This window comes from Sphingosinicella sp. LHD-64 (genome assembly GCF_031157375.1).
Lineage (GTDB): Bacteria > Pseudomonadota > Alphaproteobacteria > Sphingomonadales > Sphingomonadaceae > Allosphingosinicella.
Map to the genome: position 1 here is coordinate 967,744 of NZ_JAVIFV010000001.1, position 15,910 is coordinate 983,653.

General features: G+C 66.6%; 16 protein-coding genes. 13 read left to right on the forward strand and 3 right to left on the reverse strand.

All coding sequences use genetic code 11. The features are described from left to right. Positions 1-111 precede the first annotated feature (111 nt). Positions 112-570 carry a transcriptional repressor gene (locus RCO27_RS04625; protein ID WP_309001460.1) on the reverse strand — a complete coding sequence of 153 codons (459 nt, stop codon included), beginning with the start codon at positions 568-570 and terminating at the stop codon, positions 112-114. Positions 571-721: 151 nt separating this feature from the next. After that, complete coding sequence (locus RCO27_RS04630; RefSeq protein WP_309001461.1) at positions 722-1,090, reverse strand: MerC domain-containing protein; 369 nt, start codon at positions 1,088-1,090, stop codon at positions 722-724. Positions 1,091-1,229: 139 nt separating this feature from the next. On the opposite strand from RCO27_RS04630, the gene RCO27_RS04635 reads away from it, so the two are divergent. The 7 genes from RCO27_RS04635 to RCO27_RS04665 all read left to right on the forward strand — a co-directional run bounded on the left by RCO27_RS04635 (position 1,230) and on the right by RCO27_RS04665 (position 6,610). Next, entirely contained in the window at positions 1,230-1,631 is a 402-nt protein-coding gene (locus RCO27_RS04635; protein ID WP_309001462.1) for a GFA family protein, read from the forward strand. A 60-nt stretch (positions 1,632-1,691) separates the two neighbouring features. Beyond that, the gene (locus RCO27_RS04640) at positions 1,692-2,729 is read left to right on the forward strand and encodes a COX15/CtaA family protein (RefSeq protein ID WP_309001463.1); all 1,038 of its coding nucleotides are present in this window, start codon (positions 1,692-1,694) and stop codon (positions 2,727-2,729) included. Then, the gene (gene cutA, locus RCO27_RS04645; protein ID WP_309001464.1) at positions 2,726-3,070 is read left to right on the forward strand and encodes a divalent-cation tolerance protein CutA; all 345 of its coding nucleotides are present in this window, start codon (positions 2,726-2,728) and stop codon (positions 3,068-3,070) included. Before RCO27_RS04640 ends, cutA begins: the two co-directional genes overlap by 4 nt. Positions 3,071-3,546: 476 nt before the next feature. Then, complete coding sequence (locus tag RCO27_RS04650; RefSeq protein WP_309001465.1) at positions 3,547-3,852, forward strand: PspC domain-containing protein; 306 nt, start codon at positions 3,547-3,549, stop codon at positions 3,850-3,852. Positions 3,853-3,988: 136 nt separating this feature from the next. Next, positions 3,989-4,660, forward strand: a complete 672-nt coding sequence (locus tag RCO27_RS04655) for a DUF6975 family protein (RefSeq protein ID WP_309001466.1) — start codon at positions 3,989-3,991, stop codon at positions 4,658-4,660. A gap of 82 nt (positions 4,661-4,742) precedes the next feature. Continuing rightward, on the forward strand, positions 4,743-5,588 hold the full coding sequence (locus RCO27_RS04660) for a MoxR family ATPase (RefSeq protein WP_309001467.1): 846 nt from the start codon (positions 4,743-4,745) through the stop codon (positions 5,586-5,588). A gap of 29 nt (positions 5,589-5,617) precedes the next feature. Next, positions 5,618-6,610 (forward strand): hypothetical protein, encoded by a 993-nt coding sequence (locus tag RCO27_RS04665; RefSeq protein WP_309001468.1) that lies wholly within the window; start codon positions 5,618-5,620, stop codon positions 6,608-6,610. A gap of 3 nt (positions 6,611-6,613) precedes the next feature. On the opposite strand, the gene RCO27_RS04670 is transcribed toward RCO27_RS04665, so the two are convergent. Then, positions 6,614-8,026 (reverse strand): methyl-accepting chemotaxis protein, encoded by a 1,413-nt coding sequence (locus RCO27_RS04670; protein ID WP_309001469.1) that lies wholly within the window; start codon positions 8,024-8,026, stop codon positions 6,614-6,616. A gap of 439 nt (positions 8,027-8,465) precedes the next feature. On the opposite strand from RCO27_RS04670, the gene RCO27_RS04675 reads away from it, so the two are divergent. The 6 genes from RCO27_RS04675 (at position 8,466) to rimO (ending at position 15,879) form a co-directional block, all read left to right on the forward strand. After that, positions 8,466-9,644: a VWA domain-containing protein gene (locus RCO27_RS04675; protein WP_309001470.1), complete on the forward strand. Its 1,179-nt coding sequence runs from the start codon at positions 8,466-8,468 to the stop codon at positions 9,642-9,644. Between the two features lie 121 nt (positions 9,645-9,765). After that, positions 9,766-10,698, forward strand: a complete 933-nt coding sequence (locus RCO27_RS04680; RefSeq protein WP_309001471.1) for a hypothetical protein — start codon at positions 9,766-9,768, stop codon at positions 10,696-10,698. Positions 10,699-10,710: 12 nt separating this feature from the next. Then, the gene (locus tag RCO27_RS04685; RefSeq protein WP_309001472.1) at positions 10,711-11,976 is read left to right on the forward strand and encodes an SH3 domain-containing protein; all 1,266 of its coding nucleotides are present in this window, start codon (positions 10,711-10,713) and stop codon (positions 11,974-11,976) included. A 182-nt stretch (positions 11,977-12,158) separates the two neighbouring features. Further along, positions 12,159-13,367 (forward strand): sulfotransferase, encoded by a 1,209-nt coding sequence (locus RCO27_RS04690; RefSeq protein ID WP_309001473.1) that lies wholly within the window; start codon positions 12,159-12,161, stop codon positions 13,365-13,367. A 69-nt stretch (positions 13,368-13,436) separates the two neighbouring features. Further along, complete coding sequence (locus tag RCO27_RS04695; protein WP_309001474.1) at positions 13,437-14,495, forward strand: toll/interleukin-1 receptor domain-containing protein; 1,059 nt, start codon at positions 13,437-13,439, stop codon at positions 14,493-14,495. Between the two features lie 49 nt (positions 14,496-14,544). Then, positions 14,545-15,879, forward strand: a complete 1,335-nt coding sequence (gene rimO, locus RCO27_RS04700) for a 30S ribosomal protein S12 methylthiotransferase RimO (RefSeq protein ID WP_309001475.1) — start codon at positions 14,545-14,547, stop codon at positions 15,877-15,879. Positions 15,880-15,910 lie beyond the last annotated feature (31 nt).

The window sequence follows — 15,910 nt, forward strand, 5'->3', positions numbered from 1 at the left end:
GCCGACCGGCTGGGAAGTCGAACCCTAACACATTGGCGTGCAAGAGAACCCGCTCGGAAGTTTCAAAAGTTTCAGCTTTTCAGAAGTGAAAAAACGAATCCGCCGGTGCGGTTACTCCGCGCAATCCTCGCAGCGGCCGTGGACCTCGATCACCGGTCGCGCCGGCGCGAAACCGGCTTTTTTCGCGGCGTTGCGGACGCCGTCGGAGAGCCTGTCGTCGTCGATATGCGTGGCCTGGCCGCAGGTGTCGCAGATCAGGAAGATGCAGTCGTGCAGGCAGCCCGGATGATCGTTGGCGACGTAGGCGTTGGCGCTCTCGACCCGGCGAGCGAGGTTCGAGCCGACGAACAGGTCGAGGATGCGGTAGACGCTGTTGGCGGCGACGCGGCGGCCCTGATCCTGGCTGACCTTCTCGGCGATGTCGTAGGCCGAGGCCGGCTTCTCGAAGCTCGCCAGCGCACCGAACACGGCGGCGCGCATCGGCGTCCATTGCTCGCCGGAGCGCTCCATCGTCGAGCGTGCGGCGTCGGAGAGATCGGCGCCCGAATGGCTGTGATGCACATGGGTCATGAGCGGGAATGTAAGCCTTCGTCTCCACCCGGACAAGGCGGGAACAGCGCCCTTCCCGTCATCCCGGCGCAGGCCGGGATCTCAGGACCAGAAGTCACGACGCGTCTCGACGGGACCCCGGCCTGCGCCGGGGTGACGGCCTGTGAGTCCGTCAGATCACCGCGCGGCGGTTGAGGTCGTGGCCGAGCGCGAGGATGAGGACGCCGACCACCGAATAGACCAGCTCCTCGCCGCCGCCATGGCCGAGCGTCAGCGCGCCGGCCATGATGCCGAGGCCGAGGCCACCGATCGCGGACGGGAGCATGAAGCCGTGCTGGCCGATGCCGCGGCCCAGACCGATCACGCCGAGCATCAGCGCGACGATCATGCCGGCCTCGTGGATCAAGGGGTGCAGCAGGCCGCCGGCCGATGCGACCAGGGTCACCAGCACCGCGCTCGCGATGCAGTGGACGAGGCACAGGCCCGACACGCCGATAGCGAGCCGATCGATGGCGCCAGTCCTGAACGCATGCTGCAACAAGAGTCGCGAGTCCTCCTGGCCCGGATATACGCCGGCGATCGCGAAGTTACAACATAACATTCACGCGACGTCGAGGCCGTTGCGCTTTTGCTTCCGACACGGATGATGGGCGCCTGCAGATGGAACGGGGAGCAGACTCATGTTGACCGGCGGCTGCCATTGCGGCGCGATCCGCTACGAGGTGTCAGGCCCAGCGCGGCGTCACAGCCTGTGCCATTGCCGGGATTGCCGGCGCTCGGCGGGAGCGCCGCTTGTTGGCTGGGCCGCATTCCGCGCGGATGACATTCGCCTGACCACCGGAACGCCGAGAGACTATGCGTCGTCAGCGGACGGGCGGCGACACTTCTGCGAACGCTGCGGAACGGGACTATTCTATACCAACCCGATCATCTTTCCCGGCGAGATCGACCTGCAGACAGCGACACTCGACGATCCCGATGCCGTGATCGCACCCTCGGCACAGATCCAGGTCGCCGACCGGATCGGCTGGATGAAGGGCGCGCATGCCCTGCCCGAATTCGCGCGCTTCCCGGACGCGTAGGGTCCAGACCTTGAGCCGCCGCCCTTGTGCGCCGTGCTGCGCGGCGGCATAGGCGCGCCCATGCCGCTTTCGCGCCCCGCCACGCCGTCCCCCCGTCCCCGCGCCGTCGCCGGCTGGCTGACCGTCGTCGCCGTGATGGTCTTCCTGATGGTGGTGGTGGGCGGCATCACCCGGCTCACCGAATCCGGCCTGTCGATGGTGCGCTGGGAGCCGATCTCGGGCGCCATCCCGCCGCTGAACGACGCAGAGTGGCAGGCGGAGTTCGACCATTACCGGGCGACGCCGCAATATCAGCAGGTCAATACCGGCATGTCGCTGGCCGAATTCAAGAACATCTTCTTCTGGGAATATGTCCACCGCCTGCTCGGCCGGCTGATCGGGCTGGTCTTCGCCCTGCCCCTCCTCTGGTTCTGGTGGAAGCGGGCAATCCCCGCCGGCTATGGCTGGAAACTCGGCGGCATCCTTGCGCTCGGCGGCCTGCAGGGGGCGATCGGCTGGTGGATGGTCGCCTCCGGCCTCATCGACGTGCCCGAGGTCAGCCACATCCGGCTCGCGGTTCATTTGCTCACCGCCCTGCTGATCTTCGCGGCGACGGTCTGGGTGGCGATGGACCTGAAGCGCCTCGCCGTCGATGCCGCCTCCGCACCAGTGAAGATGCCGTTGCTCGGCATCTGGGCCTTGTGCCTGCTGTTTCTCCAGTTCCTGTTCGGCGCTTATGTCGCCGGACTCGATGCCGGCTATGCGTTCAACACCTGGCCGCGCATGGGCGAGGAGTGGTTCCCGTCCGAAACGCCGATGCTGGAGCCGTTCCTCAGGAATTTCGCGGACAACCCGATCGTCGTGCAGTTCATCCACCGCTGGCTGGCCTTCGTCGTCGCCGGCGTTGCAATCTGGCTCGGCGTCAAGACCTGGGCAATCCGGTTGCGGACCGATGCCGGTCTGCTGTGGGGCGCCGTCGTCGCGCAGATCCTGCTCGGCATCCTCACCATTCTCTCCGGCGTCCAGATCGACATTGCCGTCGCACACCAGGGCATGGCGGTCCTGTTGCTCGCGGCATTGCTCAATGCGGCGCACCGGCTGGGGCAGGCCCGGCCGTGACCGACTCCCCGCGAGGCGCGATCGTCAGCGTCTATGCGACCTTCGCCGATGAGAGCGAGGCAAACCGCATTGCCCGGGCCGTGGTCGAGGAGCGCCTCGCCGCCTGCGCCAACATCCTCGGGCCATGCCGGTCCATCTATCGCTGGCAAGGCCAGATCGAGGAAGCCGGTGAGGTCGTTGCTGTGCTCAAGACGCGTGCGGAGGTGGCCGATGCCTTGATCGCGCGCATCGCCGCGCTGCACAGCTACGATGTGCCCGCCATCGTGGCCTGGCCTGTGACCGGCGCCCTCGATCGCTACGCGGCCTGGGTCTGCAACGAAAGCGGCGATGCGACCCGCTGATCCGGCGGCCGTCAGACTCTCATCTCTGACCGACAAAAAAGAGCCGGCCCGACCGGGCCGGCTCAGGGATACGCCTCGAGGGGAGCTCAAGGGGCTGATCAGGAATAGCCAAGGTCGGTTAGGCCAAAGCAGGTGGCTTCTTACTACTTGTAGGAGTATTTTCTGTCAAATTGTATGAGTAATAAAGAGTTGACGACTCGCTGTCATGATCGTCTGCTCCAAGGCATGCGTGTCGCGTCGCGACCGAGTTCAATTTCGTACATGCCCGGGCCGGGGCTGTCCGCTATCGCACACGACCCGGTTTTCGGAACCGCTCCAGTTGGCGCATTTTCCCAATTCTTGGGACCCACTGCTGGGTTGCACGGCTCCACACTCCAGCCAATTATATTCTAACTAGTTGATATAAATATATTTCATGATTCTGGCACGGCCTGTGCTCAGGGAACGGCATCGAGTGTTTTGAACCAAAGGACCAGATGATGCAGACCCAGGGCAACCTCTTCACCCGCGACGACACCTTCTTCGGCGTCTGCCAGGGATTGGGCGAGGATCTCGGCTTCAATCCCAACTGGCTGCGCGTTGCCCTGCCGGTGCTGGCCTTCTTCAATCCGGTCGCGGCGATCGGCGCCTATGCCGCGGGCGGCGTGCTGGTCCTGGCCACCCGGCTCCTTGTCCCCAATCCGCGCCTCCCCGTGACCGAAGTGCCGACGGAGGTGGAGGCCGCAAGCCCGGTCGAAGCGCAGCCGGCAACCGAGCGCGAGCCGATGCCGCTCGCCGCCTGAACGGTTCATCCGCCTTCCCCCGGGGCGCGGGTCTGCCCAGCCCGCGCCCGTTTCGTCGGCGTAAACCTCCTCTTTACGGCGACTGGGCTAGACCGGTCCTTCAAGGCCGCCATCGTGCGGCGCCAGGAGGGCTGGAATGGCTTCGGTTTCGGTTGAGAAGGCAAATGGGGCGCGAACCGGAGCGTTGCTGTTCGCCTGCGTCGCCGAACATGGCAGCGCCGCCCATCCCTATTTCGCCAGCGAGGCTTTGCTCTCCGGCCCCGACTCGGCGCGCAACCTCGCCGACGCGATCCATTTCCTGTGCGCGCTGCACGGGCGGCTGCCCGGCGTCGTCGAGTTCGCCGCCCTGCGCTCGATCGAGCCGGCGGCGCGCGCCTGGCTCGCCGAGGCGGGCGAAGCAATGGCGGTGGAGCGGCACTATCTGACCCGGCTGGCCGTCGCGGCGGGGCCGGCGCCGGGCACGCCCGGCGGGGCGACCAGCGAGACTGCGGTGATCGGCCAGCGCAACGCCCTTTCCACCCTGTCCCAATCCGACCGGCGCGGCTGCGCGCTCGGCGCGGCGATCGCCTTCGCCGCCGACTGGACCCCGATCCGCGGCCTGCTCGACAAGACCGCCCGCCGCCTCGGCCTCGATGCTCCGGCGCAGGAACTCGGCACACCCGAGGCGCTGCTCGTCATCGCCGACGACGCCGGCGAGCCGCCGGCCGTTTCGCGCGCCATGCTGTTCGGCGCCCAGCAATTCGCCCTCCAGCACCGTGGCCTCTGGGACCTGCTCGAGGCCCGCCAGCAGGCGCGCCGCGACGGTTGACCGGAGTCGCGGCGGGTTGCGCCGCCTCCTCCCGCATGCTTAAGCCGGAGCGACGTTGACGTTCGCGTAAAGGCACGCAGGCATGCGCTTCGAAGGCACCTCTTCCTATGTCGCCACCGATGACCTCAAGATCGCGGTCAATGCCGCGGTGCGGCTACGCCGGCCGCTCCTGATCAAGGGCGAGCCGGGGACAGGCAAGACGGTGCTCGCGCACGAGATTGCCGCCGCACTCGATGCGCCGCTGATCGAATGGCATGTCAAGTCGACCACCAAGGCGCATCAGGGCCTCTACGAATATGACGCGGTGGCGCGGCTGCGCGACGGGCAACTGGGTGACGCGCGGGTCCACGACATCCGCAACTATATCAAGAAGGGCAAGCTCTGGGAGGCGTTCACCTCGGAGCGGCTGCCGGTGCTGCTGATCGACGAGATCGACAAGGCCGACATCGAATTCCCGAACGATCTCCTCCAGGAATTGGATCGCATGAGCTTCGACGTCTACGAGACGCACGAGACGATCGCGGCCCGGGAACGCCCGATCGTCGTCATCACGTCCAACAACGAGAAGGAACTGCCCGACGCCTTCCTGCGCCGCTGTTTTTTCCACTACATCAAATTTCCCGACCGCGAGACGATGCAGGCGATCATCGACGTCCATTTCCCGGGCATCCAGACGATCCTCGTCCAGAAGGCGATGGACATCTTCTTCGCGGTCCGCGAGGTGCCGGGGCTCAAGAAGAAGCCGAGCACGAGCGAGCTGATCGACTGGCTGAAGCTGCTGCTCCACGAGGACCTGCCGCTGGAGGTGCTCCAGTCGCGCGATCCGACCAAGGCGATTCCGCCGCTGCACGGGGCGTTGCTCAAGAACGAGCAGGATGTCATGCTGTTCGAGCGGCTCGCCTTCATGAGCCGGCGTCCGGGGGGCTGACGGGGAAACGCCTCCTGATAAGGGGGCTCATGTTCCGGATCGTGACGACGGCGGCGCTGCTGGTCCTAGCCGGGCCGGCCTTGGCGCAGGACGACTGGCAGCACGCGCAGAGCGGAATCACCATACCGGGCGCGATCGGCGGGATGCGGCGTAGCGAGCCGCGCGACCTCTCCGGCGGCGCCGGTTATGACGTCATGATCCAGTTCGGCACCGACCAGGAGCCGGCGACGCTCTATATCTACCGCTCCGCCTATCCGAACCCGGCCCTGTGGTTCGAGCGGACGCGGCTCGCGATGAACACGAATGTCGGTTCCGGTGGCGCCGAAGCCGTCCCGCGCTCGTTCACCCTGCGCAGCGGCACCGCGCCAAACGGGATGCGCGAGGAGATCGAGCTGCCGGCCGGCGGCCCCTTCCGCACGACCGCTGTCGCGCTCGCGCAGCTGGACGAATGGATCGTCAAGGTGCGGGTCACCTCATCCGGCCTCGATCGCGCGGGAATCTCGGCGCGGATGGACACGCTGCTGGACGCACTGCGTCTGCCTGCCGCGCGGGCCGCGCCGCACCCGCTGCAATTGCCGGCGCTGTGCACCGACGATGTGTCGCTAAGCGGAGTTCCCGCGAGCGGCGATCGGGACGCCGTTCTCGCCGGGGCCATGGCAACCGGCATGACGGAGTTTGCCGAAGCCCGCGGGTTCGGTGGGCTCGCCGCCGAACCGGATGCGTGGTGCCGGGAGACGACCGGGCTTCCGAGCCGGCTCGGCTCGGCCTACCGGCGACGGGACGGCTCCGCCTGGGTGGCGTTGGTGGGCGATTCGGGCATGGCCGTGTCCGGCCGCGGCCTGGCGCCGGCCGGCCAGGGTGCAGCGACATTCGCCAGCACTGCCCGCTCGACCCGGGTCGCGGAAGTCTATGACGATCTGCCCGACCTGATGACTGCCCTCAATGCAGCTGCCCCGGTCCTGATCGGACGGTCACCGGGCCTTGTCGAGATTTCCGTTGGAGACACCCAGCCGCGGGAGTAGGGCTCAGTGCCCCGTCTCGTCGCGATAGGCGAGCTCGAAATTGCCCCAGCGCCGACCGCCGAGATAGAGCGGCACGAACACGTTCTTAACCGCGAGATAGCGCCCGCCGCCAAGCTCCATGCCGTAGGTGGCGAGCATCGCCTCCTTGTCGCTGGCGATGGCGCGGCGGGTGACGTCGTCGATGAAGTTGCGGCGGTTGCGGCAATGCTCGGCGTTCCACTCCGGATCGTCGGGCCGCTGCGGCTGCGAACGCTCGGAAAGATGGGTCGGCAGATACCCGTTGATGTCGGTGATCGCGGTCGCGATCAGCCGCGGCTCCTCGGTCATCAGCCGGTCGAGGATCGGTCGGACCCAGGCATCGGCGAACTCGCAGAAGCGGGTCTCATGCTGGAGCGGGTTGGTGCCGAGCATCGGCACATAATCGGTGTCGAACACGTCCTCGATGCCGATCTCGCCCTTGCGGACGGCACGCTCGACCACGGACTGGATCTCGCGCATCCCCTTCTGGGCGAACTCGATGAACGGCGTGTCGTCGATCCGGACGCCCGACGAGGCGAGCAGGTCGAGCATGTCGTTGGAGAGGAGCTCGAGCCGGCTCAGCCGCTCGCGGGTCTGACGGAGCTGCCCGCCATTGGCGCGCGCATCCTCGGCGAAGAGGGAAAGGCCGCTCTTCACGCTGTCGACGCTGGCCTGGATATGGGCGGTCGACTGGGCGATGCCGTCGGTCTGGCGGTCGACCAGGGCGACGATGTCGGCGACGTCGCGCACCGTGTCGTTGATCTTCGAGAACGAGCCCTGCGCGACCCGGCTCTTCTCGACCCCGTTCTTGATCTCGCTGGTCACCGCCTCCGCCTCGCGGGTCAGCGACGCGATCGTGCCGGCGATCTCGCTGGTCGCGGCGCGGGTGTCGTGGGCGAGCTTCTTCACCTCGGCGGCGACGACCGCGAACGAGCGCCCGGCCTCGCCGGCCCGCGCCGCCTCGATCGTGGCGTTGAGCGCGAGCATGTTGGTTTTGTTGGCGATCGTCTCGATCGCCGAGGAGACGGTGCGCACCCGGCTCATCGCCTCGGCGAATCCGGCCATCCGGTCGCCCAACTGGACGACGAGATCGGTCAGGCCCGAAAAGACCCGGATCGTGTCCTCGATCGCAGTGCGGCCTTCGTCGAGCTTGTCACGCGCCTGTTCGGCAAGCACCCGCGCCTCGTCGGTCGAATCGGCGACGGTCGCCTGATCGGTGAGGAGGCGGGTGAACACCTCTTCGAGGCCGTCGAGCATGCGAAGGTTGGTCGAGATTCGGTCGTTGACGCCGGAGACATAGCCCGCGACATCGCTGCATTCGATCGCCAGGCTGCCGCAATTGCGCGCAACCTCCGCAATCGCCTCGCCGTCCGTCCGCTCCACCGCCGAACTCGCCACTCCTGTCGCCCCTGCTTTTTGCCCGCGAATTCCCCCGCTAAGCCGAAGAGGTTGAAAGGACGTTAACTATGGGACAAGTCGCTCGTCATCCCGGCGAAGGCCGGGATCTCGGGTCGAGAAGTCGCTGGCGCCTGAACTGATCCTTCGCCATTCTGTGGCCATGAGAGGTGGCTGGGTCTACATCAGACCAACAAGCCGAATGGCGTCCTCGATATCGGGGTCTGCGCTGACCTCATCACTCGCGTCGGATGGCAACGAGGCTGAAGGTGCATCGGATCGAGGAGACAAATGCCAGCTGGAACGATCTCTGGGAGACGATCCTGTAGCTCGTCATCCCGCGCAGCCCGGCATCCCGGAACAAGAAGTCACGACGTGTCTCCACGAGACACCGGCCTTCGCCGGGGTGACGAAGGGTGTGGGATGACCTACACACCCCGCCATGTTCTTCTCCTTCGTCGACGAGCTGCGCGCCGCCGGGATTCCCGCCTCTCTGAAGGAGCATCTCGTGCTCCTGGAAGCGCTCGATGCCGAGGTGATCGCGGCGCGGCCGGAGGAATTCTACTATCTCGCCCGCGCGACCTTCGTGAAGGACGAGGGGCTGCTCGACCGGTTCGACCAGGTGTTCGGCAAGGTCTTCAAAGGGCTGGAGACGACGTACGGCACCGAGGAGGCCCCGATCCCGGAGGAGTGGCTGCGCAAGGTCGCCGAGCTCTATCTGACCCCGGAGCAGATGGCCGAGATCAAGTCGCTGGGCTCCTGGGACGAAGTCATGGAGACGCTGAAGAAACGGCTCGAGGAGCAGAAGGAACGCCATCAGGGCGGCTCCAAATGGATCGGCACCGGCGGCACGTCACCGTTCGGCAATTCGGGCTACAATCCCGAAGGCGTCCGGATCGGCGGCGAAAGCGTCCACAAGCGCGCGCTCAAGGTGTGGGACAAGCGCGAGTTCAGGAATCTGGACAGCCAGGTCGAGCTCGGCACCCGCAACATCAAGGTGGCGCTGCGGCGCCTGCGCCGCTTCGCCCGCGAAGGCGCGGCGGAGGAGCTGGACCTCGACGAGACGATCAGCGGCACCGCGCGGCGCGGCTGGCTCGACATCCACATGCGGCCGGAGCGGCACAATGCGGTGAAGCTGCTGCTCTTCCTCGATGTCGGCGGCTCGATGGACCCGCACATCGAGCTGTGCGAGGAGCTGTTCAGCGCGGCGACGAGCGAGTTCAAGAATCTGGAATTCTTCTACTTCCACAACTGCCCTTACGAAGCGGTGTGGAAGGACAATCGCCGCCGCTTCAACGAGCGCACGCCTACCTGGGAGGTGCTCCACAAATATGGCCACGACTACAAATTGGTCTTTGTCGGCGACGCCTCGATGAGCCCCTACGAGATCACCCATCCCGGCGGCTCGGTCGAGCATTTCAACGAGGAGGCCGGCGCCACCTGGCTGCAGCGGATGACCAACACCTATCCGGCCGCGGTGTGGCTCAATCCGGTCGCCGAGCAATATTGGGGCTACACCAGCTCGATCCAGGTCGTCCGCCAGCTCATGCAGAACCGAATGTATCCATTGACTCTGGAAGGACTGGACGATGCGATGCGAACCTTGAGCCGCAAGAATTAGAGTAATTTCCTTTTGATTGATTGAGCCGCAAGCTGAATTTGCACTTCGAACCCTCTCAGAAAACTGTTGTCGCCACAGGAATCTCCGATAAACTGCAAAGATAAGGGGGGAGGCGACTCGCATGCGGCTTGGCACGATTCTCTTGGCCGTATCGGCCTTATTGACATCTGCCTGCGCTTCTTCTTCCTATCCACCTCTGGTGTCGATTCCGCCCGTTCCGCCTGCTGATGAAGCCAATCAAACCGAAATCGACAGGACCCTGACGGCGGCATCGGAGCTCCAGAGCCTCTATGAGGAAGGCTATCTTGAATCCGCCCAGGTTCGGGATCTCAGTCAATTGCCCATTATCGGCGCGGCCGCCATCGCCGCTCTCATTCTTCTCGACAGCAACGCCGATCCCACCGACGCTGCGCGTTTCGGTGTCTTTGCCGGCGCCTATACGGCCGGGCGCGATCAATTGAACGGCACGGGCCTTACGGATGCTTATATTGCCGGGCACGGTGCTTTGACATGCGTCCTCGCCGAAGGATCGAATTTCGCCGGCACCGATGCCCAGACGCGCTATTCGGAACTGGACGATCTTCTTCAGGACATCGCCAATCAGATCGCCGATGTCTTGCAGGAGCGCTGGACGGAACCGACCAACTCGGCCTCGCAGGCCGAAGCGCTGAGGCTGGCCCGGGCGATGGCCGATCAGGCGATCACTGCGGCTCGCACGGCGGAAACCGCCGCCTTGGTCGAGCAGGCTGCCTATCGCGGCAGTCCGACCGTGTTCCGCAATGCCGTTGCGTCGATTTCCGTGAGAGTCGCTTCACGCGGCCGCGTCCGGCCGGCCGTCGACTTTGCGACGCTGAGGGACGCGATGGCGCCGGCCAAGGCGCCTGATGTCGGCACTCCGCAAGGCGCAAATCCGATGGACGTCGCATCCGTGATCCAAAGGATCGTGACCAAGACGAGCGGCCTCATCACCCTGACGGCCCGTCTAAGTTCGGGCATGCCTTCCTATTCGCAGAGCCTCGACCGTGTCGCCGCGTGCCCTGATCAAATCAGATAGCGAGCGGGCGAATTGACGGCTCGGACGCACCCGAGGGACACGAAGCCCAAGAGATCGCGCAGAAAGCGTGGTGCAGCGCCAGGCGAAGATGCGATCACCGATTTCCTTGCCGGCGAGGCGTTCCGGTGGCTCGACATTCCGAATATCGTCGGCGTTTCCATCGCGCAGAAGCAGCAGGACGGAATGCCGTCGGATCAGCTCGCCGTGCGCTTCGATGTCATCGCCAAGCTGGACGCCCGCGCCGAGATCGTGCGGGCCGGCAGCCGACCGATCCCCGGAACGATTGAAATCGCCGGTCATGTTCTGCCCACGGATGTCGTCGAGTCATGGCCGCAACCGGAGGAGGCTGCGGCGTCTCGGACCTCCAGACTGGACCCCATCTGCGGTGGCATCAGCGTCGGCAACCGTGACGAGACGGGAACGCTCGGCGCCGTCCTTTGGCACAATCCGACCGCGCAGCCTGTCGTCCTGTCAAACTGGCATGTCCTGCATAACAACGCGCAAGATCCGGTCGCGCTTCAGCCGGGTCCCGGTGATGGTGGAACGGCTGAGCGTGACGTTCTCGGTCGCGTCCAGGATGCCGTTCTCAACTCGCGGCTGGATGCAGCCATTGCCACGATCCGGCACCGCCAGATCGACCCGCGGCTGGCCGGGCTAGGAATCGCGGTCGAAGGCGTCATGCGGCCCAAAGCCGGCATGCGCGTGGTGAAGTCCGGGAAGTCGACGCGCCTCACCAAGGGCGTCGTGTCACGCATGCAAAGCGTTTCGTTCAACTTCAGCAGCCTGCCGCTTCGCCACAAGATGCTGGTTTGGGTTATCGAGCCCGACAGCGCGCAGCCGAACGACGGCCCTATTTCCCTGACTGGAGATTCGGGATCGTGCTGGATGCTGGCCGGCCCGGACGGTCGCCCGACCGGGACAATGGTCGCCCTTCATGTGGGTGGCAACGAAGGCCGGGTGGCTTATTCCTGCCCCGCCGACGAAATCTTTGCACATTTCCAGATTTCCCCCCTCGGCGAACGGCCGGGGCCCGATCCGCTGCAAAGCGCGACATCCGGCGTTCCGGGGCTCGGCCGGCACAGCGTCATTGCCCGCAACGGCCTACTGGTTCGAAGCGGCCCCGGCGCGGAGTTTCCGGAAAGGGGCGACCTGGCCTTTGGAATGGAGGTCGGGATTCTCACCCGCCATGGCGATTGGTTCATGGTGGATCTGCAAGGCGATGGCAGGGCCGATGGTTTCGTGCATGGCGCCTTCCTGAAGCCGGTCGGCACGACTTGAGATGAAGGCTGCCGGTGGTACGCCGTTTGGACCTGAACGGCCAGAACCGATAGAATAGGTCGAGATCGCGGCCCGAATTCGACCGGCAGGCAATCCGGCGCGTCAGGCTGCGGGAGCCGAGTTCTCCCATGTCTTCGCTGTCGTCCGCGAGCGTGATAGGCCTTCCCGGCAAAGGGGTTTCGATGACGGCGGCACACGCTGAGTCGATGGAGCTGGAAGTGGACGGCCCGCCCTCGCGCGCCGCGGCCCTTGCAAGCCGCGGGCTGGAGGCTGCGTGGCGCGCCGGCCTGCTGCCGCGACCGATCCTTGACCCTCTCGCCTTCGAGGCCGCCGCGCTTGGCAAGCGGGCGCGTGATAGCTTCGGACCGGTGCAGGAGTGGCGCACCCCCTATCGCCTGCTCGTCCAGTCACTGCGCGAGGAAGCGGACCTCAATCCGCTCGGCCTCGCCATGGCGCACGGGCAGGTCGTCGGCGCGCTCAAGGCGCGGATTCGCGCGCAGGAGCTGTGGCAGCAACATCCCGAAATCCTGACGCGGCCGATCCCCGCCCCGGTCGTGATCCTCGGCCCGATGCGCTCGGGCACGACCCGGCTGCAGCGGCTGCTCGCCTGCGACGACCGCTTCGCGCATACGCGGTTGTTCGAATCTCTCCATCCGGTGCCGACGCGGGGCCGGGTACTCAAGACCTGCGCAAGCCTTGCGGCACTGCGCCTGTTCAACCCGGCCATCCCCGCTATCCACCCGATGAGGGCCCGCCAGCCGGACGAGGAATTCGGGTTGTTCAGCCTGTCTTTCGGCAGCGCCCAGTTCGAGGCGCAGTGGCGGGTGCCGAGCTTCGCGGCCTGGTGGGAGGCGGCCGACACCGGCTGGCTCTATCGCGAATTCCGCGCCCTCCTCCAGACCATAAGCTGGGCGCGCGGCGCGCCCGTCGACCGGCCATGGCTGCTGAAGGCGCCACAATTCCTGCAGGACCTGCCCGCCTTCCTCGATGCCTTTCCCGACGCGCGGCTGATCTGTCTCGACCGCGACCTGGAGCGGGTGGTCGGCTCCTCCGCCTCGCTGGTCTGGCACCAGATGCGCATCCAGTCCGACACCACCGACCGCGCCTGGGTCGGCCGCGAATGGCTGCGCAAGACGCGCCTGCGCCGGGAACGGGCGCTGGCGGCGCGCCGGGCCCGGCCGGACGTGCCGCAGATCGAGGTGCAATGCGAGGCGATGGATGCCGACTGGGAGAGCGAGGTCACCCGCATTTACGACTTCCTCGGCAAGCCGCTCGACGATCGGTTGCGCCGGCGCATGGCCGGATATGTCGCGGGCGCACGCGGCCATGAGGGCCATCGCTATCGGCTGGAACAGTTCGGCCTGTCGCGCGAGGCCGTCCTGTCCGGCTGAACGCGCAAGGGACCTGCGGCGTGGATCGTGCGTTGCAGCGGGATTCGCGACGAACGGAGGGTGGGCGAAGTGGCGGATGTGTTCATCAGCTATGCGCGCAGCGACCGGCCGCGCTGCACCCTGATCCGCGACGCGCTGGCGGCGCTCCGGATCGACGTGTGGTTCGACGCCGGGATCGCGCCGGGCCATGTCTTCGACCGAGAGATCGAGCACCAGATCGCGGAGTCAAAGGTGGTGCTGGTGCTGTGGTCGCAGACCTCCGCCGCCTCCGACTGGGTGCGGGCCGAGGCGCGGGTCGGGCGCGAGGCCGGCAAGCTCGCCGCCGCCTTCCTCGAGCCGTGCGAGCTGCCGCTCGAGTTCCGCTCGGTCCAGACGGAGCTGCTCGCCGCCGAGGGCCTGGTCGAGGCCGATCCGGTCTGGCCGGGCCTGGTACGACGGATCGGAGAGCTGGTCGGTCGTCCAGGCCTGGCCGAGTTCGCCAGGCTGGCCGCCGATCCCCCGGCCCCGCCGGAGGCGTGGCGGCGCTGGATCGAGCGCCATCCGGCCGATCCGCTGGTCGACATGGCGGTCGAGCGGATGGTGGAGGGCGCGGTGCCGGGCCTGCGCGCCGAGCTGGCCGCCGAACGCGCCCGTCGGGCGGCCGCCGAGGCCGAACTCGCCGACCATGTCGAGGCCTCGCGGGCGCAATCCGGCGAGCTCGCCACCGCCGCCCGCGACCTCGCCAGAGCGCGGCGCGAGCGCGACGAGGCGGAACGGGCGCGCAGCGATGCCGATGGCGAGCTCGCCGCGATGCGCGAGAGCCTCGCCCAGCGGCGGGGCGGGCTGCCGCTCATGAGCGCCGATGTCGGTTCCGGCATCGTGCTCGACCAGCGGCTCGCCATCTATGTCTCAGTGCTGATGTGGGCGATGTCGATCTGGTTCCTGTCGAGCTCGATCGGCCGGCTGTCCGGCTCGCGCGGCGGGCTGGACGACGTCTTCTGGCTGATCATCGGCGTGATCGCGCTCGTCATTCCCTCTGCGATCGTCACCGTCGTCATCCTGATCAAGCGCCGCGCCCTCGCTGCGGCTGCGGCTGCGGCCAAGGCCACGTCCGCCGCCGACGCGCGCGTGGAGGGCGCAGGGTCGTAGGAAGATGCTCTAGGAAAATCGGCGCGAAGCCACTATGTGGCGCGCTCCCATGGAACTCGAACTCCCCGCCCCGCCCAAGGTCGGCATGGTTTCGCTCGGCTGTCCGAAGAACCTCGTCGATTCCGAGCGCATCCTGACCAAGCTCCGCTCGGACGGCTACGCCATGTCCCCGGACTATGCCGGCGCGGACGTGGTGCTGGTCAACACCTGCGGCTTCCTCGATTCCGCCAAGGAAGAGAGCCTGGAGGCGATCGGCGAGGCGATCGCGGAAAATGGCCGGGTCATCGTCACAGGCTGCTTCGGCAAGGAAGCCGAGATCATCCGGGAGCGTTTCCCGAACGTGCTCGCGGTCACCGGCGCGCACCAATATGAGGAGGTGGTCGGCGCCGTCCATGTCGCCGCGCCGATGCCGCCGAGTGCCTATCTGAACCTCATGCCGGACGCGGGCCTGAAGCTGACGCCGCGGCACTATTCCTATCTGAAGATTTCCGAAGGCTGCAATCACCGCTGCGCCTTCTGCATCATCCCGAGCCTGCGCGGCGATCTCGTCAGCCGCCGCCCGGACGCGATCCTGCGCGAGGCGGAGAAGCTGGTCGCGGCCGGCACGAAGGAACTGCTGGTCATCAGCCAGGACACCTCGGCCTACGGGGTCGACATCCGCAAGGAGCCGCGGATGTGGCAGGGGCGCGAGATCGTCCCGCACATGACCGATCTTACCCACGAGCTCGGGCGGATCGCGCCCTGGGTGCGGCTCCACTATGTCTACCCCTACCCTCACGTCGACCAGGTCATCCCGCTGATGGCGGAGGGGCTGGTCCTCCCCTATCTCGACATTCCGTTCCAGCATGCCTCGCGCAGCGTCCTGAAGGCGATGCGCCGCCCGGCCAACGAGGCCAAGGTGCTGGAGCGCATCCACGGCTGGCGCGAGATCTGCCCGGACATCGCGATCCGCTCGACCTTCATCGTGGGCTTCCCCGGCGAGACGGACGCCGATTTCGAGTATCTGCTGGAGTGGCTCGACGAGGCGCAGCTCGACCGCGTCGGCGCCTTCCGCTTCGAGCCGGTCAAGGGCGCGGCGGCGAACAGCCTGCCCGGCGCGGTATCGGAAGAGGTCAAGGAAGAGCGCTACGCCCGCTTCATGGCGAAGAGCGCCGCCATCTCCGCCGCGAAGCTTCAGGCGAAGATCGGCCGCACCCTCGACGTCATCATCGACTCGGTCGACGAGGAGGGCGGCGCCACCGGCCGGTCGGAGGCCGACGCGCCCGAGATCGACGGCGAGGTCCACCTGCGCGACGCCGGCCATCTCGCCCAGGGCGACATCGTGAAGGTCACGATCGAAGACGCCGACGAGCATGACCTGTTCGGAGTACCGCACGGCGCCTGATCGCCGGCACCCAGGGGCCGGGATGACGAAC